Source organism: Paraburkholderia sp. GAS32 (assembly GCF_050434225.1).
GTDB classification, from domain to species: Bacteria; Pseudomonadota; Gammaproteobacteria; order Burkholderiales; family Burkholderiaceae; genus Paraburkholderia; species Paraburkholderia madseniana.
This window is the reverse complement of record NZ_JBNPVS010000005.1, coordinates 201,882-222,201: the sequence shown is the minus strand read 5'-3', so window position 1 is coordinate 222,201 and position 20,320 is coordinate 201,882. Positions and strand designations below refer to the sequence as shown.

At 63.0% G+C, this 20,320-nt stretch carries 17 protein-coding genes; 1 reads left to right on the top strand and 16 read right to left on the bottom strand.

Annotation, left to right across the window (positions count from 1 at the left end):
* Positions 1–95: 95 nt before the first annotated feature.
* The 10 genes from bktB to P3T25_RS08525 form a co-directional block, all read right to left on the bottom strand.
* A complete protein-coding gene (gene bktB, locus P3T25_RS08570) occupies positions 96–1,280 on the bottom strand; it encodes a beta-ketothiolase BktB (RefSeq protein ID WP_154563097.1) in 1,185 nt (394 codons plus the stop codon).
* A 75-nt stretch (positions 1,281–1,355) separates the two neighbouring features.
* Complete coding sequence (locus P3T25_RS08565) at positions 1,356–2,351, bottom strand: sugar kinase (protein ID WP_429357885.1); 996 nt, start codon at positions 2,349–2,351, stop codon at positions 1,356–1,358.
* 3 nt (positions 2,352–2,354) lie between these two features.
* Entirely contained in the window at positions 2,355–3,746 is a 1,392-nt protein-coding gene (rimO, locus tag P3T25_RS08560; RefSeq protein ID WP_429357884.1) for a 30S ribosomal protein S12 methylthiotransferase RimO, read from the bottom strand.
* A 117-nt stretch (positions 3,747–3,863) separates the two neighbouring features.
* A complete protein-coding gene (locus P3T25_RS08555) occupies positions 3,864–4,922 on the bottom strand; it encodes a tRNA dihydrouridine synthase (protein WP_429357883.1) in 1,059 nt (352 codons plus the stop codon).
* Positions 4,923–5,308: 386 nt separating this feature from the next.
* Entirely contained in the window at positions 5,309–5,926 is a 618-nt protein-coding gene (gene phaR, locus P3T25_RS08550; protein WP_266257832.1) for a polyhydroxyalkanoate synthesis repressor PhaR, read from the bottom strand.
* A gap of 133 nt (positions 5,927–6,059) precedes the next feature.
* On the bottom strand, positions 6,060–6,800 hold the full coding sequence (locus tag P3T25_RS08545; RefSeq protein ID WP_054039485.1) for a 3-ketoacyl-ACP reductase: 741 nt from the start codon (positions 6,798–6,800) through the stop codon (positions 6,060–6,062).
* A gap of 229 nt (positions 6,801–7,029) precedes the next feature.
* Positions 7,030–8,211, bottom strand: coding sequence for an acetyl-CoA C-acetyltransferase (locus P3T25_RS08540; protein ID WP_429357882.1), 1,182 nt, complete (start codon positions 8,209–8,211; stop codon positions 7,030–7,032).
* A 135-nt stretch (positions 8,212–8,346) separates the two neighbouring features.
* A complete protein-coding gene (gene phaC, locus P3T25_RS08535) occupies positions 8,347–10,161 on the bottom strand; it encodes a class I poly(R)-hydroxyalkanoic acid synthase (RefSeq protein WP_429357881.1) in 1,815 nt (604 codons plus the stop codon).
* 621 nt (positions 10,162–10,782) lie between these two features.
* Entirely contained in the window at positions 10,783–11,631 is an 849-nt protein-coding gene (gene pgeF, locus P3T25_RS08530; protein ID WP_429357880.1) for a peptidoglycan editing factor PgeF, read from the bottom strand.
* Positions 11,628–12,914 carry an RluA family pseudouridine synthase gene (locus P3T25_RS08525; RefSeq protein WP_429357879.1) on the bottom strand — a complete coding sequence of 429 codons (1,287 nt, stop codon included), beginning with the start codon at positions 12,912–12,914 and terminating at the stop codon, positions 11,628–11,630. The genes pgeF and P3T25_RS08525 overlap by 4 nt, the downstream gene beginning before the upstream one ends.
* A gap of 95 nt (positions 12,915–13,009) precedes the next feature.
* Between P3T25_RS08525 and P3T25_RS08520 the strand changes: the two genes are divergently transcribed.
* Entirely contained in the window at positions 13,010–13,813 is an 804-nt protein-coding gene (locus tag P3T25_RS08520) for an outer membrane protein assembly factor BamD (protein WP_166618237.1), read from the top strand.
* 109 nt (positions 13,814–13,922) lie between these two features.
* On the opposite strand, the gene rlmD is transcribed toward P3T25_RS08520, so the two are convergent.
* From rlmD to surE, 6 genes are all read right to left on the bottom strand, one after another.
* Positions 13,923–15,341: a 23S rRNA (uracil(1939)-C(5))-methyltransferase RlmD gene (rlmD, locus tag P3T25_RS08515; protein ID WP_429357878.1), complete on the bottom strand. Its 1,419-nt coding sequence runs from the start codon at positions 15,339–15,341 to the stop codon at positions 13,923–13,925.
* Between the two features lie 201 nt (positions 15,342–15,542).
* Entirely contained in the window at positions 15,543–16,319 is a 777-nt protein-coding gene (locus tag P3T25_RS08510; RefSeq protein ID WP_154563079.1) for a 3'-5' exonuclease, read from the bottom strand.
* 4 nt (positions 16,320–16,323) lie between these two features.
* A complete protein-coding gene (gene rpoS, locus P3T25_RS08505) occupies positions 16,324–17,394 on the bottom strand; it encodes an RNA polymerase sigma factor RpoS (RefSeq protein ID WP_054039479.1) in 1,071 nt (356 codons plus the stop codon).
* A gap of 11 nt (positions 17,395–17,405) precedes the next feature.
* The gene (locus P3T25_RS08500) at positions 17,406–18,332 is read right to left on the bottom strand and encodes a peptidoglycan DD-metalloendopeptidase family protein (RefSeq protein WP_154563077.1); all 927 of its coding nucleotides are present in this window, start codon (positions 18,330–18,332) and stop codon (positions 17,406–17,408) included.
* 5 nt (positions 18,333–18,337) lie between these two features.
* On the bottom strand, positions 18,338–19,441 hold the full coding sequence (locus P3T25_RS08495; protein WP_429357877.1) for a protein-L-isoaspartate(D-aspartate) O-methyltransferase: 1,104 nt from the start codon (positions 19,439–19,441) through the stop codon (positions 18,338–18,340).
* Positions 19,438–20,196 (bottom strand): 5'/3'-nucleotidase SurE, encoded by a 759-nt coding sequence (gene surE, locus P3T25_RS08490; protein ID WP_266238930.1) that lies wholly within the window; start codon positions 20,194–20,196, stop codon positions 19,438–19,440. Before surE ends, P3T25_RS08495 begins: the two co-directional genes overlap by 4 nt.
* Between the last annotated feature and the right edge of the window lie 124 nt (positions 20,197–20,320).

Sequence of the window (20,320 nt, the reverse complement as noted above, 5' to 3'; positions counted from 1 at the left end):
TTGCCTGATACTGCTCGATACTGGTTTGCTACCCGGCTTCGTTCGACGGGGACAACGTGACGCCTCGCGTGGCGTCACGTTGTCCCGCCTCGGCTTCAGATCCGTTCGAAGATCGCCGCGATGCCCTGCCCGCCACCGATACACATCGTCACCAGCGCATAGCGGCCGCCAACCCGCTGCAACTCATACAAGGCCTTGACCGTGATCAGTGCGCCGGTTGCGCCGATCGGGTGGCCGAGCGAAATGCCCGAACCGTTCGGATTGACCTTGGCCGGATCAAGACCGAGTTCCTTGCTGACCGCGCACGCCTGAGCGGCAAACGCTTCGTTCGCTTCGATCACATCCAGATCGGCGACCGTCAGACCGGCGCGTTCGAGCGCCTTGCGGGTTGCCGGCACCGGGCCGATACCCATGTAGGCCGGATCGACGCCCGCATGCGCGTACGAAACCAGCCGTGCCAACGGCTTGATCCCGCGCTTTTCAGCGACGCTGCGTTCCATCAGCACGACCGCCGCGGCGGCGTCATTGATGCCCGAGGCGTTGCCGGCCGTCACCGTGCCGTTTTCCTTTGCGAACACCGGTTTCAACTTGGAGAAGTCTTCGGCCGTCGCGTTCATGCGCGTGTGCTCATCCGTATCGAATACGACATCGCCCTTCTTCGACGGGATCGTGATCGGCAGGATCTGGTCCTTGAAGTAGCCGCTCGTAATCGCATTGGCCGCGCGGCGATGCGATTCGAGCGCGAGTGCATCCTGCGTCTCGCGCGAGATGTCGTATTTGCGGGCGACGTTCTCGGCGGTCACGCCCATATGGATCGACTGGAACGGGTCGCTCAACGCGCCGACCATCATGTCGACGAGGCGCGCATCGCCCATGCGCTGACCGAAGCGCGCAGCCGGCATGGAGTACGGCGCGCGGCTCATGTTTTCCGCGCCGCCGCCGATCGCGATGTCGGCGTCGCCGAGCAGCACGCTTTGCGCGGCTGAGACGATGGCCTGCAAGCCCGAGCCGCACAGACGGTTGACGGTCAACGCAGGCGCATGTTGCGCGACGCCGCCGTTGATCGCGGCCACCCGGGCCAGATACATGTCTTTCGGTTCGGTATGCACGACGTTGCCGAACACCACGTGACCGACTTCGTCGCCCGACACGTTCGCGCGCGCCAGCGCTTCACGCACGACGCGTGCGCCCAGATCGGTCGGCGGAAAATCCTTCAGACTGCCCCCAAAACCGCCGATTGCCGTACGTACACCGCTTACCACCACTACGTCTCGTTGCATCGCTCGCTCCTGTTTAGTGTCTCAAGATGATCTTGTCCTGACCGGCTGCGGGGCGCGCCTCGCAGCGCGTTACTGTCAGCCGGCCAGGATGTGTTCGACCGTCGCGCGCGAAGGGATCGGCGCGACCGCGCCGTAACCTTGCGTGGACAGTGCCGCGGCGCAGTTCGCATAACGCGCCGCTTGAAACGGATCGTCACCCGCCACGATGCGCGCGATAAACGCGCCGCCGAAGCAGTCCCCCGCGCCGGTCGCATCGACCGCGTTGACGACGTGGCCCGGCACGACGCGCCGCTCATCCGGCGTGGCGATATACGAACCTTCCTTGCCGAGCTTGAGCGCCACGACACGCGGACCATGCGACAGCAGAAAGTCGACGATCTCGTCGCGGCCAGTCAAGCCGGTCAGTTCGCTGACGTCGTCCCAGCTCGGTAGGCAAATGTCGGTGTGACGAATGGCTTCGAGCATCACCGCACGCGCTCTTGCGAGCGGCCACAGCTTCAAACGAAGATTGGTGTCGAAACTCACGCGCACACCGTTCGCTCGTGCATGCTCGATCGCCGCCAACGCGGCGTCGCAGGCGCTCAGGCTGATCGCGAGGCTGATGCCGGACAAATGGATGACTTTGGCCGCGGCGATCGCATCGAGCGGCAAATTGTGCGGCGCGTAGCGGCTCGCGGCCGAACCCGCGCGCAGATAGTCGAACGCGTGACCTGCGGGACCGTGCGAGACGAAATAGACGCCGGTGGGCGCGTGCGGATCGACGCGCACGAGCGACGTCTCGACCTGCTCGCGTTCCCACAGATCGATCAGGAGACGCCCGAAATGGTCGCTGCCCACGGCCGACGCGAAACCCGTCTTCGCGCCCTGCCGTGCTGCCGCAATGCAGAAGTTCGACGTATCGCCGCCGAAGCCTTGCAGATAGTTCGGCTGATCTTTAGCCGACTGGTTGAACTCGATCATCGCCTCGCCAAACGCGAGGATCTCCGGAGGCCGGCTCTCCGGGTGCTGGGCTGCCGGGGACCAGGTTGCCGGGGTCCGGCCTTCCGGCGTGCCGGCTGTGCTCACCGTCATCGCTTAGACCTCGCCCCACAGATCGTGACCGTCGGCGCCGGTGATCTTCACCGAGACAAAATCGCCGACCTTATAACGCTTCGACGCCTTGGTGGCCGGCGCGATATACACGACGCCGTCGATCTCGGGCGCATCCGCCGCGGTGCGGCCGATGCCGCCGTCGGCATTGATCTCGTCGACCAGCACTTTCAGCGTTTTGCCGACCTTCTTCGCAATCCGTTTGGCCGACACTTCTTCGGCCACTTCCATGAAACGCGCACGGCGCTCTTCACGCACTTCGTCGGGCAACGCACCGTCGAGTTCATTGGCGCTCGCGCCTTCGACCGGCGAATAAGCAAAGCAGCCGACCCGATCCAGTTCCGCCTCGCGGATGAAATCGAGCAGCGTCTGGAATTGCTCTTCGGTCTCGCCCGGAAAGCCGGCGATGAACGTGCTGCGGATCGTCAGATCGGGGCAGATTTCGCGCCACGCCTTCACGCGCTCCATCACCTTCTCGGCATTGGCCGGACGCTTCATGCGCTTCAACACTTCCGGATGCGCGTGCTGGAACGGCACATCCAGATACGGCAGCACGTGGCCCTTGAACGGACCTTCTGCCATCATCGGGATGACCTCGTCGACGCTCGGATACGGATACACGTAATGCAAACGTACCCATGCGCCGTATTGCGCCGCGAGTTCGCCAAGCGCGCCGACCAGATCGGTCATGCGCGTCTTGATCGGCTTGCCGTTCCAGAAACCGGTGCGGTATTTCACGTCGACGCCGTATGCGCTCGTGTCCTGCGAAATCACGAGCAGTTCCTTCACGCCGGACTTGAACAGGTTCTCCGCCTCGAGCATCACGTCCGCGACCGGGCGCGACACGAGGTCGCCGCGCATTGACGGGATGATGCAGAACGTGCAGCGGTGGTTGCAGCCTTCGGAAATCTTGAGGTAAGCGTAGTGACGCGGCGTGAGCTTCACGCCGGCAGCCGGCACCAGATCGATAAACGGATCGTGCGGCTTCGGCAGATGATTGTGCACCGCCTGCATCACTTCGCCCAGCGCGTGCGGGCCGGTCACGGCCAGCACCTTCGGATGCACTTCTTCGATCAGATTCGAACCGCTCGCGCTCTGCTTGGCACCGAGGCAGCCCGTGACGATCACCTTGCCGTTTTCGCTGAGCGCTTCGCCGATCGCGTCGAGGCTTTCCTGCACCGCTTCGTCGATGAAGCCGCACGTGTTGACGACGACGAGGTCCGCGCCGTCGTACGTGCCGGAGATCTCGTAGCCCTCGGCGCGCAACTGCGTGATGATCTGCTCGGAATCGACAAGCGCTTTAGGACAGCCGAGGCTGACGAAACCGACCTTCGGAGTCGAAGGGGGCGGCACGGCGGGGGAAATGGTCTGCGACATAGGATGGATCCGGCGTATAGCGGTGACGATGGCGACAAATGGGGACGGTGCGGCAAGGCCAAGGGCCCGATGGTCAGACAGACCACAGCCCGGACAACGTCCCGCGCACGCAACCCTTTATTGTACCGCGCCGGCGACCGTGCAGTCGGCCAGGTAGCGGGGCGTTGCCGGATCGGCGAGGCCAAGGGCCGCGTGTTGTTGTGCCGGCATCGGGATCAAGCCACCGAGTGCCTGGGCGCGCTCGATCACGTCAAGAATGTCACGCGAATCATGGAGGCGCCGGATGGCTGCATGCAGCTCGGCAGCCTGCGGCCACGTCCGTTTCAGATAACTGAGCCACATTTTGACGCGTCCGTGCTCATGGCGGGCAGCAACACGAGCTTGCAATTTTCTCAGGTAGTCGGCAAGCAAACCCAGCACGGCAGGCCATTCCTCGCCGGAAGGCGTCCGCTCCATCAGTCCACGTATGCGCAAGGCCAGGAAAGGATCCGACACGGCGCCCCGCCCGATCATTACGTCCGCACAGCCGCTGACCGCCCGGCACCGCTCCCAGTCGGCCACCGTCCAGACTTCTCCGTTGGCCGTGACCGGCACGTCCACGGCGTCGTCGATTCGCGCGATCCACTCCCAGTGGGCCGGCGGCCGGTAGCCATGGTCGCGCGTTCTGGCATGCACGACGAGCGAGGCCGCGCCGCCTTCCGCCAGTGCCGTGGCACAGTCGATCGCAAGCGATGTATCTGACACGCCGAGCCGCATTTTTGCTGTCACAGCGATGCCGGCAGGCACCGCGGCGCGAACGGAAGAAACAATCCGGTTCAGTTGTTCAGGGTGCGCGAGCAGCATCGCGCCGCCACCGTGCCGGTTGACGACTTTGGCAGGACAGCCGAAGTTCAGATCGAGTCCATGCGGCGACAAACTGGCCGCCTGGGCCGCATTCAGCGCCATCCATTCAGGATCGCTACCCAGAAGTTGGATCACCATCGGCGTGCCGCCGGGTGTGCGTCCTCCGTGGAGGACTTCGGGTGTATCCCTCTCGTAGACACGCTCGGGAAGCACGGAGCCCGTCACCCGGACGAATTCGGACACGCACCCGTCGAATCCGCCCGTGCTGGTCAGCACGTCGCGCAACACGTAGTCCGCAAGCCCTTCCATGGGCGCAAGAAACAGCCGGCTCATGTGGGAACGGCGCCCAAGCTGCTTCTGCAAATCTTGCGGTCAGCCAAAGCTGACAAATCCGGCCTTCGGAATCGAAAGCGTGGGGGCGGTAGGGAAAACAGTCTGCGACATAGATGGGGCTGGGATACAGCGGTGGCGACGGTGACAAATGGGACGCTGCGACACGGCCTGAGGGGTAACGGGATCAAAAGGATCTCGAGGACCACACCCCGCAACAGCGCCGGCGCACGCAACCTGTGATTGTACCGCGCCCATCCGCCTGCGCCCGGCGCGCAGGCCGCCGTGGTCCACCCGCCGCCTCATCGTGCGACGGGCACACCACCCCTGCGCCGTTTGGCCATGGGGCCGACGCGTAAGGACGCGCCCACCGCGTCAGCGTCGCGCCGTTACTTCTTCTCCGGCTCCGGATTGGTTTGCGGAGTAGCCGGCGTGACCGGTCCTCCGGCCGCATTCACCGGACCACCTGGCGTGAACGGGAAGGTGGCGAACATCGATTTCGCCTGGTTCTGCATCTGCTCCTGCATCTGCACGAACATGTTCTTCGACTGTTCGATGTAGCTGGTCATCATGCCCTGCATCATGGGCGCCTGCATGTTCATGAATTGCGACCAGACTTCGGGGTTCATCGCCTTGCCTTCGTACAGATTCTTCGACTGGTCGGCGAGCTTCGCCTGAATGTCGATGAAGGCCTGGATGTTCTTCTCCAGATACGTTCCCATCATGCCCTGCATGGCATGGCCGTAGAAACGGATGATCTGCGACAGCATCGACGACGAGAACATCGGCAAGCCGCCGCTCTCCTCTTCGAGAATGATCTGCAACAGGATGGCGCGCGTCAGATCCTCGTTGCTCTTCGCATCGATGACCTTGAAATCCTCCTGATCCAGCACGAGCTGCTTAACGTCCGTCAGCGTGATGTACGTGCTTGTCTCGGTATCGTAGAGCCGGCGATTCGGGTACTTCTTGATCAATCGTTCGGCTGTTTTCTTTGTAGTAGTGGTCATGTAACGCCTTTGAGCGCGAGTTGAGCGCGGAAACGGCGTCATGCCGGCGCACAATCGGGCAATTGTGCAGCCGGGACGCCGCCGGAACCATCTGAGCCGAAGCACGCTGCCTTGTGAGCGGCGTGCCGGTGACTCAGCCCATATGCAAACCACCGTTCAGCGAAAAATCCGCGCCCGTGGAGAAACCCGATTCGTCCGAGGCGAGCCATGCCACGATCGAGCCGATTTCCTGCGGCTGACCGAGACGGCGCACCGGGATCGTTGCAACGATCTTTTCCAGCACGTCCGGGCGGATCGACTTGACCATATCGGTGCCGATGTAGCCAGGCGATACGGTGTTGACCGTCACGCCCTTGGTGGCCACTTCCTGCGCCAGCGACATCGTGAAGCCGTGAATGCCGGCCTTCGCGGTCGAGTAGTTGGTCTGGCCGAACTGCCCCTTCTGGCCGTTCACCGACGAAATGTTGATGACCCGCCCGAAGCCGCGCTCGACCATCCCGTCGATCACCTGCTTCGTGACGTTGAAGAGGCTGGTCAGGTTGGTGTCGATCACCGCCGTCCAGTCTTCGTGCGTCATCTTGCGGAACACGACGTCGCGCGTGATGCCTGCGTTGTTCACCAGCACGTCGATCTCACCGACTTCGGCCTTGACCTTGTCGAACGCCGCCTTGGTCGATTCCCAATCGCCGACATTGCCTTCGGACGCAATGAAATCGTAGCCGAGTGCCTTCTGCTCTTCGAGCCACTTCACGCGGCGCGGCGAGTTCGGGCCGCAGCCGGCGACCACCTTGAAGCCCTCTTTGTGCAGACGCTGGCAAATGCTTGTGCCGATGCCACCCATCCCGCCCGTTACGTACGCAATTCGCTGTGTCATAAACTACACTCCGTTTTTCGTTTTCGAGGTGCCGACCGGCTACCTCTTCCCTCGCCTGTGCTTCATCTCCGCTGCCGCCGGGCGACCGGCCGACGAGGCCATTGCTCACCGCGCGCTACCTGCTGCAATGTGGCGCGCGGCAACCCTGCTTACCGCCTGCTAAAACCTGTCTAAGCCTGTTAGACCCAACCTGAGGCCCCGAGCTTGGTGCCACAGGACTTGAGGTCTATCAAGCGCGCTCGAGCGCCAGCGCCACGCCCATGCCGCCGCCGATACACAACGACGCCAGACCCTTCTTCGCATCGCGCTTCTGCATTTCATGCAGCAGCGTGACGAGAATCCGGGCGCCGGACGCACCGATCGGATGGCCGATCGCAATCGCGCCGCCGTTCACGTTGATCTTCGACGTGTCCCAGCCCATTTGCTGATTCACGGCGCACGCCTGTGCGGCAAACGCTTCGTTGATTTCCATCAGGTCCAGATCGGCCGGCGTCCAGCCCGCGCGTTCGAGACAACGGCGCGATGCGGGCACCGGACCCATGCCCATCACCTTCGGGTCCAGACCCGAGGTGGCGTACGCCTTGATGCGCGCGAGCGGCGTGAGGCCGAGCGCTTCAGCCTTCTTCGCCGACATCACCAGCACCGCCGCCGCGCCGTCGTTCAGACCCGACGCATTGGCCGCCGTCACCGAGCCTTCCTTCGAGAATGCCGGCTTCAGACCCGCCAGCGATTCAGCCGTCACGCCGTGACGCACGAACTCGTCCGTTGCGAAACGCAGCGGCTCACCCTTACGTTGCGGAATTTCGACCGGCACGATTTCGTCGTTAAAACGGCCCGACTTCTGCGCGGCTTCCGCCTTGTTCTGCGACAGCGCCGCGAACGCATCCTGCTGCTCGCGCGTGATGCCGTATTCCTTGGCGACGTTTTCTGCCGTCACGCCCATGTGGTACTGGTTGTAGACGTCCCACAGGCCGTCGACGATCATCGAATCGATCAGCTTGGCGTCGCCCATGCGGAAACCGTCGCGCGAGCCAGGCAGCACGTGCGGCGCGGCGCTCATGTTTTCCTGACCGCCGGCGATCACGATGTCCGCGTCGCCCGCGATGATCGCGTTGGCCGCCAGCATCACGGCCTTCAGGCCCGAGCCGCACACCACGTTGATCGTCATGCCGGGCACCGCCGTGGGCAGCCCCGCCTTGATCAGCGACTGACGCGCCGGGTTCTGACCCGAGCCTGCCGTCAGCACCTGCCCCAGAATGACTTCGCTGACCTGCTCAGGCTTCAGACCAGACCGTTCGAGCACGGCACGAATCACGGTAGCGCCGAGTTCAGGCGCAGCGATCTTCGCCAGCGACCCACCGAATTTGCCAACTGCCGTACGGGCGGCCGATACGATCACAACATCAGTCATTTCCATATCCTCCGGGACATCGGCTAAATACGCCGCAGCCCGTCAAGTTAAAAATCTTGTTGCCAATGCGCCCTTGCATATATCAGGACGCGCACTCATACCGCCACACCACCGCGCCCTCAGGCGCGCTGAAGCCTACTCCCGTTGCCGCACATAACGCCCTGGCGCCGGTTCGATCACCGGGAATTCGGCGGAGCCGGCCGTGGCGCGTGGCTTCACTTTCTTGCCGCCATACTGGTCAAGCCACGTGGTCCATTCGGGCCACCAGCTACCGGGCACTTCGGTCGCCTGGTCGAGCCATTCGTCCGGGCTTTCCGGCAGCGTCTTGACGTCACCTTCCAGCGCCCAGTAGTTACGCTTTTTCTTTGCCGGCGGATTGATCACGCCAGCGATATGACCCGACGCGCCGAGCACGAACTTCAACGGTCCGGAGAGCAGCGGCACCGACGCATAGGCGGTTTGCCACGGCACGATATGGTCTTCGCGTGAACCGTAGATGAAGGTGGGCACGTCGATCTTCGAGAGATCGACCGGCTCGCCGCAGGTGGTCACCGCGCCCGGCTCGCGCAGACGATTCTCGAGATACGTGTTGCGCAGATACCAGACATACATCGGGCCCGGCAGACTCGTCGAATCGCTGTTCCAGTACAGCAGATCGAACGGCACCGGCGTGCGCCCTTTGAGGTAATTGTCGACGACGTAGTTCCACACCAGATCGTTCGGCCGCAGGAACGAGAAGGTGTTGGCGAATTCGATGCCGCGCATCAAGCCAGGCTTGCCGCCGTTCTTTCCGCCGATGGTCTGCTCGCGCATCTGCACATGCGCCTCGTCGACGAATACGTCGAGCACGCCCGTGTCCGAGAAATCGAGCATCGCGGTGAGCAAGGTCATCGACGCAGCCGGATGCTCGCCGCGCGCGGCCGCCACCGCCAGCGCCGTGGCGAGCATGGTGCCGCCCACGCAGAAACCCAGCGTGTTGATCTGCTCGCGGCCGCTGATCTTGCTAACCGTTTCGATCGCCTTGAGCACGCCTTCGCTGACGTAGTCGTCCCACGTCTTGCCTGCGATCGATGCATCCGCGTTGCGCCACGAAATCAGAAACACCTGATGACCCGAATCGAGTCCGTGCGCGACCAGCGAATTCTCCGGCTGCAGATCGAGAATGTAGAACTTGTTGATGCAAGGCGGCACGATCAGCAACGGCCGCTCACGCACGGTGGCCGTGCGCGGCTTGTACTGGATCAACTGAATGAGGTCGTTCTCGAACACCACTGAGCCTTCGGTGTTCGCGAGATTTTCGCCGACCACGAAACGCGATTCGTCCGTCTGCGAAATCTTGCCGCGCTGCATGTCGCCCAGCAGATTCATCACGCCCTGGCGCAAGCTCTCGCCCTTGCTATCGAGCAAGGTCTTTTGCGCTTCCGGATTCAACGCGAAGAAGTTGCTCGGCGATGCGGCTGCGGTCCATTGCTGAACCGCGAACCGAACGCGCTCGCGCATCTTCGGTTCAGTTTCGAGCGCGTCGACCATTTCCTGCAGATAGCGCGCGTTCAACAAATACCACGCAGCGGTAAATGCATAGGCCGGGGTCGCGCTCCACGCGTCGGAACTGAAGCGGCGGTCCTTGAGTTCGGGGGCTTTCGTCGTGGAGGTGGTTGCCTGCTGGATCAGTTCCATCGCCTCGCGCGAATAATCGGCTTGCAGCTTTTGCAGGCGCTCCGATGGAATCGCGGCGCTCGGAATGTTGAGTCCGGCGAATGACGGCATTGACGGCAGGGATCCCGCAGCCAGTTTGCTGAAATCAGGCATGCCGGGGAACGACGGCATCTGCGGCAAGCCCATTTGCGGCATCTGGGGCACTTGCGGCACCTGGAAAGGCATGTCACTGCCGCCGGGCGGCGTGCCCAGCGACCGCCATGCGTTCATCCAGGCGTCCAATAACTGCTGCATGCCTGCGGCTGGTGATGCGCCGCTCGTACCGGCCTGCTGCGTGTGCTCCGTCGAGGAGTCCGTGCTGGGAGAAGCTGAGGAATGTGATGCTGCCATACCTGCTTTTGACCGGTAAGTCCTTGCGGACGGGTTGAGAGGCAGGTTCATGCGCACGTGGGCGATTGCTCGCGACCTCGTCACGCCCTGTCCCATGTACGAGGAGCTGTGAGGAACATTCTTGCTCCCCATCGCAAGGCATGTCAATGCTTGTTCCCGATTTTGCCGCAGTGCGATAGTTTTTTAATTATCGTTTTCCCTGTATAGCAGATCGCGCTTTTGGAACATGGGTTGATAAGTGCCCGCATAAGCAAAAAAAGCTCCCGTATTGCATGGGCTTATGTGTATTTACGCGCATTTATCCGTTCACCCGCGGGCACTTTTAGCGGCAGATTAACGCATGCGCGGCAAAATCCGGCAGCGCAGCAAAAACACGCAACGCGCCTCCGAATAAACCCTCATACGGATGCTCGCAGGAAGACGTCGCGCCGGTCGAGGCAACGGCGAGAAGCGCCACGGCCGCATGATTGCGCTGACAAAACAACGCGCCATCATGCGGCCGTGCGTGGATGATTGAGTGCCGGACTAATGCGTAGCCTGATCGTCCAGCCAGATCAGCGCGGCCATGCGCCCTGTCTCGCGATCACGGCGATAGGAATAGAAACGATCACGTTGCGTGACCGTACACAGATCGCCGCCAATAACGCGCGTCACGCCGAGCCGTTGCAAGCGCAAACGCGCCAGCGCCGTGAGATCGGCGAGATATTTGCCGGGGTTTTGCGGATGCGTAATGAATGCATTTGCGGTGGCGTCGCGTTGCGCGCCGCCCACGCCGTTCATGAAGGCGTCACGCACATCTGCACCCACCTCGAATGCGTCCGGTCCGATCGCCGGACCCAGGTAGGCATGCAACGATGCGGCCTCCACGCCGGCGAGAGCGGCGACGCGCTGCGCGGTCTGCTCGACGATACCCGCGGCCAAACCACGCCAGCCGGCATGGGCCGCGCCGACCGCGCGTCCCGCTTCGTCGCACAACAGCACCGGCATGCAATCGGCGATCATCACGACACACACCGTGCCGGGCCGATCGGTGACGCTAGCGTCCGCTCGGGTCGGCGTACCGCTTGCATGAGTCTGCGCGATCGCATCTTCCGCGCGCACGATGCCCGCGCCGTGAATCTGTTCGAGCCACGCGGCCTCGCCTACGCCTGCCAGACTCAGCAAGCGTGCGCGATTGGTTGCGACCGCGGCGGGATCGTCACCGCTTTTCATCCCCAGATTCAGGCCGCCAGGCTGGTCAGCGCCATCCTGCCAACGGCCGAACGGCGGCTCGCTCACGCCCCCGTTGCGCGTGGTGACGAGCGCGCGCACACGCGGCGACACGTTCCATGCGGGTTGCACAACATCGGCAAAGCTCAGCGCGGGCAAGCTCATGCGTGACCGTCCGCGTCGTGTTCGTCGTCGTGATCCTGGTCTTCGTCGTGATCGTCGTCGCTGTGTGCGCCGTCTTCATCGATGTCGTCGTCCAGCGAAGCGTCGTAGTCGTCTTCCTCGTAGTACGTCTCGTCGAACTCGCCTGCATCGTCACGCCCCAAGCCAAGCGCCGCCGACAGCACCTGCATGTCTTCCGGTGCATCGGCGCGCCATTGCATGGTCCGGCCGGTTTTCGGGTGGATCAGACCGAGGCGCCATGCATGCAACGCCTGACGCGCGAAACCGTCCGGCAACGGCGTCACCGAGCGCTTGCCGCGCGCGCGCCCATAAATCGGATCGCCGAGCAGCGGATGGCCGATATGCGCACAATGCACGCGAATCTGATGGGTGCGACCGGTTTCCAGATCGCAATGAATCGCGGTGACTGGCTGACGCTGCCAGATCGCCGTGTCCACGCGCCGGAAATGCGTGCGCGCCGCTTTGCCCGATGCGCTCGTCACCACCGCCATGCGCGTGCGTTCGCGCGGATCGCGGCCAATCGGCGCGTCGATCGTGCCTTCTTCGGGCATGTTGCCCCACACCAGCGCGAGATAACGGCGCTTCACCGTGCGTGCCTGGAGCTGGCGCACCAGATCCGTCTGCGCCTCGAGCGTGCGCGCCACCACCATCAGTCCGGACGTTTCCTTGTCGAGCCGATGCACGATACCGGCGCGCGGCAGGCCTGCCGCGGCGTCGCCGTAGCGGTACAGCAGGCCGTTAAGAACGGTGCCGCTCCAGTTGCCGGCCGCCGGATGCACGACCATGCCGGCCGGCTTGTTGATGACCACCAGCGTGTCGTCCTCGTAGACGATCTCGAGCGGCACCGGCTCAGGCGTGAACGCGAGTTGTTCAGGCAGCAGATCGGGCACGAGCTCTATGGTGGCCCCAAGCGGTACCGGCTGACGGATTTTGGCCGGCTTGCCGTCGATGCGCACCCGCTCCGATTCGATCCAGCTTTGCAGCCGGTTACGTGAAAACTCCGGAAAGATTCGGGCGAGCACCTTGTCGAGGCGTTCGCCGGCCAGTTCGTCGGGCACGACGACGCTGCGCGGCGACTCGTCCGCCACGGGGCTCGCCACCGTCGGCACCCTGCTTTGCGGGCCGGCAGCGGCAAGCGCGTCGCTGCCGAGATCGTCGTCGAGTGAATCGACGCCCAACGCGTCGGAGGGGTCAGCGCTTACGCTATAATCTTTGTTGCTATTCCCGGCACCGGTTGCGGCGCCTGGAGTATTTGAGCGGGTCATTGAGTCTGGGTCACCTGGACGTAAAGCTAGACTGGAAAATGCGAGCCTTGAACACCATCACTAAAGCGGCGATCAATTTGGCGGTCATCAAGAAGATGGCCCGGAAAGTGGCCGGATACATTGCGTGCGCCGCAGCCGTCGCCGTTGTTGCGGCTTGCCACGGCCTGCCGGAAAAGACCGACGAGACGGCTACGTGGAACAACAACAAATTATATACGGAGGCGAACGACGCTCTGACCGGTGGTGATTTCGGCAAGTGCGCCAAGTATTTCGAGATGCTCGAAGGCCGTGATCCGTTCGGCCACTTTGCCCAGCAAGCGCAGATCAACGTCGCGTATTGCAACTGGAAAGATAACGAAAACGCCGCCGCCGACCAGGCGATCGACCGCTTCATCCAGTTGCACCCGGATCACCCGGACATCGCGTACGCGTACTACCTGAAGGGCATGATCCACTTCAACGACGACCTCGGTCTGTTCGGCCGCTTCTCCGGCCAGGACATGAGCGAGCGCGATCCGAAGTCGCTGCGCGAGTCGTATGACGCGTTCAAGATCGTGGTCGACAAGTACCCGAACAGCAAGTATGCACCGGACGCCGCGCAACGCATGCGCTATATCGTGAACGCGCTGGCGTCGCACGAAGTTCATGCGGCGGATTATTACTACCGCCGTGGCGCGTATGTCGCCGCGATCAACCGCGCGCAACTGGCGCTGAAGGAATACAAGAACGCGCCGGCTATCGAAGACGCACTGCACATCATGATGCTGTCGTATGAGAAGCTGAACCAGCCGCAAATGGCCGACGACACGAAGCGCATTCTGGCCGGCACCTTCCCCGACAGCCCGTACATCACGGGCCATGCAAGGCCGGGTAAGGAAAAGTCGTGGTGGCAGTTCTAAGCCTCGACTAGCTGCTGCACAAACAGAAACGCCACGACTTCGGTCGTGGCGTTTCTGTTTGTGCAGCGCCGTCAGCCTATGCAGCACCAGCCGGCAACCGGGCGCCCTCTCAGTCCCGTTCGAACAACGCAATCGACTCCACGTGCGAGGTGTGCGGGAACATGTTCACCACACCGGCACCCACCAGCCGGTAGCCGGCCTCATGCACCAGCAGGCCCGCATCACGAGCGAGCGTGGCTGGCGCGCACGACACGTAGACGATACGCTTGGGCAACGGCCCATTGCCGCTCTGCGCAATCTCCGCGAGCGCCTTGGCGACAGCCAGCGCACCTTCGCGCGGCGGGTCGATAAGGAATTTGTCGAAATGGCCGAGCGCGCGCATATCGTCGGCGGTCACTTCGAACAGGTTGCGGCAGGCGAACGAGGTATGCCCCGCCACACCGTTCAGTTCGGCATTGGCAAGCGCGCGCGAAGTCAGCACGTCACTGCCTTCGATACCCATCACTTCCTTCGAAATCCGGGCAAGCGGCAGCGTGAAATTGCCAATTCCGCAAAACAGGTCGAGCACCCGGTCCGTTCTGGCCGGGGCCAGCAGACGCAGCGCACGGCTCACCAGCACGCGATTGATCGCGTGATTCACCTGGGTGAAGTCGGTCGGCTTGAACGGCATCCGGATGTTGTATTCCGGCAGCGTGTAGTCGAGTTGCATGTCGAGCGGATAGAACGGCGTCACCGTGTCAGGACCGCCCGGCTGCAACCACCACTGAATCTTGTGTTCGTCGGCGAAATCGCGCAGCACCTGCTCGTCGGCGGAGGTGATCGGCGCGAGATTGCGCAGCACCAGCGCAGTGACGGATGAGCCGACCGCCAGCTCGATCTGCGGCATACGATCGTAAATCGACAGCTTGCGGACCATGAAGCGCAGCGGCATCAGCATCGCCGACACATGCGGCGGCAGTATCTCGCAGGTCTTCATGTCGGCGATATAGCTGCTCTTCTTCTCGTAGAAGCCGATGCGCATGCCGCCCTTTTCCGGCAGATAGCGCACCGCCAGACGCGCGCGGTAGCGGTATCCCCAGGCCGGCCCGTGAATCGGCCGGAACACGGTCTCCGGACGCAACTTCGCCAGATGCTGGAAATTGTCTTCGAGCACACGCTGCTTGACGGCAATCTGGGCGCGGATGTCGAGATGCTGCATCGAACAGCCGCCGCAGATATCGAAGTACGTGCACTTCGGCTTGGTGCGAAGCACGCTTTCGCGGAATACCTGGACGACCTCAGCCTGCTCGAATTTCGGCTTGCTGCGATGCGTCGAGTAGCTGACACGCTCGCCGGGCAACGCGCCTTCGACAAAAATCACCTTGCCGGGCGTGCCGTCTTCGCTCTCGATGCGGCCCACGCCGCGCGCTTCCATGTCGAGCGACACGATTTCGATGATCGGCTCAGTGCCGGTAATGACGTGCGCTTTCGCCGGAGCGGGCGCCTTCTGGCGCTTCGGCGAGCGACGTTGGGGGGCAGTTCGGGACACCTGCGACTTCCTGACAAACTTGGGGGAAAGGCGAGATTGTAGACGAAGCGCCGCGCCCACCGATCGCTTCGATCACGATTAGCATAAGGCGAACCCTGGCGCTGGCGCACGACTTCGCACCACGGCGGCCGCAGTCAGGCGCTCAACCGCGTTAGTGCGCGGCGAACGGTTTCGTTACAGCAAGACTGATGAGCAAGCCGCTTACTGATCGAATGCGGCCAGATACTCGGCCCATTGCGGCGCCGCTTCCAGCGCCAGCGCATTTTTGACCAGGTTGATCTCGTCAGCATACTCTTCGGCCGAAAACGCGCCGCGGATGAGCTGGAAGCGGCAATACAGCAGGTACGTATTGACGACGTCGGTCTCGCAATAATTGCGGATTTCCTCGATACGGCCTTCCTGGTAAGCGTGCCACACCTGGCTGCCGTCCATCCCCATCTTGCCTGGGAAGCCGCACATCTTCGCGAGCGCGTCGAGCGGCGCATTGGCGCGCGCCTGATACATCGCCAGCACGTCCATCAGATCGGTGTGACGCGAGTGATAGCGGCTGATGTAGTTGTTCCACTTGAACTCGCGGTCGTCCTCGCCGAGATCCCAGAAACGGGAGGCCGGAATGCCGTTGACCAGCGCGCGGTAGTTCAGCACCGGCAGGTCGAACCCGCCGCCATTCCACGACACGAGTTGCGGCGTGTACTTTTCGATCACACGATAAAACGACTGCACGAGCGCCGCCTCGCCGTCTTCCAGCGTGCCGAGCGAGCGGACACGGAAACCGTTGTTGTCGCGGAACACGCAGGAAATAGCCGCGATCCGTTGCAGGTGGTGCGGAAGGAAATCGCTCCCGGTCTTTTCGCGGCGCGCCGCAAAAGCATGCTCGGCGACTTCAGCGTCGCTCAGCGTGGCGGGCAGATCTTCGAGGCGGCGAATGCCGGCGACATCGGGAATCGTCTCGATGTCGAAAACAAGAATCGGTGTCATCAGGTTATAGAACGGCGTCTTTCCGAACACCGTTGGAGGCAAAGAAGCGCTTCAGCCGCACCAGCGCTTCCTGTTGGATCTGGCGCACACGCTCGCGCGTGAGGCCCATTTCGTCGGCCAGCTCTTCGAGCGTGGCGGGCTCGATATGGTTCAGCCCAAAGCGGCGCTCGATCACATGACGATGCTTGTCCGACAGGCGCGCGAGCCACGCGCGTGTAAGCGTTTCCAGCTCGCGATGCTGCACTTCGGCGTCCGGCGACTGGCTTTGGTCGTCGGATAGCAGATCGAGCAGGCTGCTCGCCGGGTCGAGATCGAGCGGCGCATCGAGCGATGCGGTGTGTTCGTTCAGCGCGAGAATGTCGGTGACTTCGTCGGTGGTCTTGCCGGTCAGATACGCGATGTCGTCGATACTGGCGTCGCGACGCTCGGCTGCTTCGCCGGAATTCATCGAATTCTTTTCCAGATGGCGCTTCGCGCGCAGCACCTGGTTGAGCTCACGGATCACGTGCACCGGCAAACGCACCGTGCGCGCCTGGTTCATGATCGCGCGCTCGATGCTTTGGCGAATCCACCAGGTGGCATACGTCGAGAAACGGAAGCCGCGCGTCGGATCGAATTTCTCGATGGCGTGCATGAGGCCGAGATTGCCCTCTTCGATCAGATCGAGCAGCGGCACACCGCGGTTCAGGTAACCCTTTGCGATGCTGACGACGAGCCGCAGATTGCGCTCGATCATCACTTGCCGCGCTTCGAACTCGCCCGCCTTCGCCAGACGCGAATACTTCTGCTCTTCCTCGACAGTCAGGAGCGGCTTGACGCTGATGCGGTTCAGGTAGTGCTGAATCGTGTCGGCCGTCAGCTCGGCTTGCAGAAGCGCGCGGAAGTCGTCTGCGTCGGCAGGAACTTCGCGGGCCTCGCTGGGCTCTTCCGCGCCACCCTGACGTTCGTCGAGATCGCGCTCCTCTGCGATCTCTTCTTCAACTTCCGAAGCGCCGCTTTCCTCCACCGAAGCGGGCGTGACGCGGCTAATCGTCTCAGACTCGGCTTGCGGCAGGCGGCGCTTCGATTTCGGCATGGTCGTATCGCTTATTGCGGCGGCAAATACTTCAGTGGGTCGACAGGTTTACCCTGACGGCGAACTTCGAAATGCAACATCACGCGGTCGGAATCGCTATTGCCCATCTCGGCGATCTTCTGCCCTTTGGTCACCGCATCTCCCTCTTTTACCATCAAAGCGCGGTTGTGTGCATACGCCGTGAGATAAGTTGCATCATGCTTGATGATAATGAGATTGCCGTAACCACGCAGCCCATTTCCGGCATAAACCACGCGCCCATCCGCAGAAGCCTTAACCGGATCGCCAGCCGCGCCGCCGATATTAATACCCTTGTTGGTCGAATCGTTGAACGTGCCGAGCATCGGTCCACGCACAGGCCATGAGAACGCGACGTTGCCGGATGCGCCGGCGCTCGAATCGCTCGCAGCACCCGGGTTGGCCGGCGGCGTTAGCGAGGCGTTGTTCGCACCCGAACCATAAATCGGCGGCGCCGCGACGCCCGCTGCGGCACCCGTGCTGCCAAGCGGCGCGCTCTGCACCGTGCCACCGTTGCCGATCGGCGCCGTCGACACGCCCGGCGTCAGCGCGGCGGTGTTCGCGCCTGGCGGCACGACGCGCAGCAACTGATCGACTTCGATCTGATTCGGGTTAGTGAGATTGTTCCACGTCGAAATATCGCGATAGTTCTGGCCGTTCTCCAACGCGATCCGATACAGCGTATCGCCCGGCTTCACGCGGTAGTAGCCCGGCGGCGGCGGTCCGAGCGGCACGGCCGGCTGCTGCGCAGCCTGCGTGCCGAGCGCACCGCTGCCGGAACGGTCGACGACCGGCGCCTGATCGAGGCGGGTCGCACAGGCCGACATCAACAGGGACAAGGCGAGCACGCACACGCTACGCTGGGTTACGGTCATGGGGGTAGTCAGTCTGGTTCTTTGCATCGCGCGCAACATACTCATCGGTGTCAAATCACTCCGGATTTTAAGGGTACAAAGAAAACGCGATCAAGCCGCGACTCGCGCCACTGCGCGGGTCCGAGGCGTTCGACCAGAGTCAGCACCTGGTTCTGGCCTTCCTGCGAGCCGACCGGCGCGACCAGACGGCCGCCGATCGCGAGTTGTTCAAGTAATGCTTGCGGTACGTCGAGTCCGGCTGCGGCGATCACGATCGCGTCGAACGGCGCCGCCGACGGCAACCCGAGGCGACCGTCGCCGTAGTGCAGCCGGATGTTCGGAATGCGCAGCGGACGCAAGTTTGTCTTCGCGCGTTCGGACAGCGGCTTGATGCGTTCGATCGAGTAAACATCGCGCGCGACCTGGCTCAGTACCGCCGCCTGATAGCCGCAACCGGTGCCGATTTCGAGCACGTTGTTCAACGCGCGCCCGGCGGCCGCCAGTTCGATCATCCGCGCGACCACAGAGGGCTTGGAAATTGTCTGGTGATGGCCGATCGGTAACGCGGCATCTTCGTAGGCCTGGGCCGCGAGGCCCGGGTCGACGAACATGTGGCGCGGCACCACCGACATCGCATTCAACACGCGCTGATCGGTTACGCCGTTCGCACGCAGGCGTTCGACCATCCGTTCGCGAACCCGTTCCGAAGTCAGTGCCAAAGCGCCGTTCAACGCGACATTCGGCACAGCGGCGCGCTCGTTGAGTTTGGCGGCGGGCTTGTTCACCGGCGCCGGTTTTGGCGCGGCGCGCGCAGCCGAACCTTGCCCGACGGTTGTTGCGTGTGGTTTGGCCTGCAGTTTGGCTTGCGGCTTGGCCTGAGCGCTGACAGGCGAGTTCAGCGTCGAGTTCACCGGCGCCTTGATAGGCGCCTTCGCCTGCGGCTTTGCTTGCGATGTCGCTTGCGGTTGGGCCTGTGCCCTCGCCGGCGACTTCGCCTGGGTCTTCCCCGCAGAGCCGAGCGTCGAGTTCTTCGCCGGTTGCTGGCGTGCGTTCAGCGCCGCGCTCGCGGCAAGTGCCGCCGCGCGCACTTCGCCTGGACGCCCTTCGGGTCGGCGCGGCTCGCGCACCAGGTCCTCGAGGCCGAGCGGAAAGCGCTTTGCGCGCTCGCTCGTCATGAAGCGCCGCTGCCGGCGCGCGCCCAGTCGCGCGCTGCAGGCAGCATTTGCGTGTGGGTCAGGTCGAGCTGCAACGGCGTGATCGACACCTGACCGTTGGCGACAGCATGGAAATCGGTGCCTTCGCTCGCGTCACGCGCGCTGCCCGACGGGCCGATCCAGTAGATCGGCTCGCCGCGCGGGTTGGTCTGGCGGATCACCGGCTGCGATGGATGCCGCTTGCCGAGACGCGTGATATGCCAACCGCCGAGTTGCTCATACGGCAGGTTCGGTATATTGACGTTCAGGAGCGGATACCCCGGCAACGGCTGCTTGAGGTAGTGCGCGACGATCTCGGCGGCAACACGCGCAGCATCTTCGAGATGCACCCAGTCTTTGTCGACCAGCGAGAAAGCGATGGCCGGCACGCCGAACATGATGCCTTCGGTAGCGGCGGCGACGGTGCCCGAATAGAGCGTGTCCTCGCCCATGTTCTGGCCGTTGTTGATGCCCGACACAACAAGGTCTGGCGTGTGGTCCAGCATGCCCGTCAGCGCGATGTGCACCGAGTCGGTTGGCGTGCCGTTGACGTAGTAGAAACCGTTCGCCGAGCGCAGCACCGAAAGCGGACGCGACAGCGTCAAGGAATTGGACGCGCCGCTGCAGTTCTGCTCGGGGGCCATCACGGTGACGTCCGCGATCGGCTTGAGCGCTTCGTAAAGCGCGGCAAGGCCGGGCGCCAGATAACCGTCGTCATTGCTGAGTAGGATTCGCATGCGGCGATTGTAACCGAGGAAAGAAGGCACGCGAACGACACGGCAGGCCGTGCGTGCATCCCATGCAAAGCGCACGCGCCGAGCCCCGCGCCGATGAGTATCGACCGCTCACGAACTGGCTTCG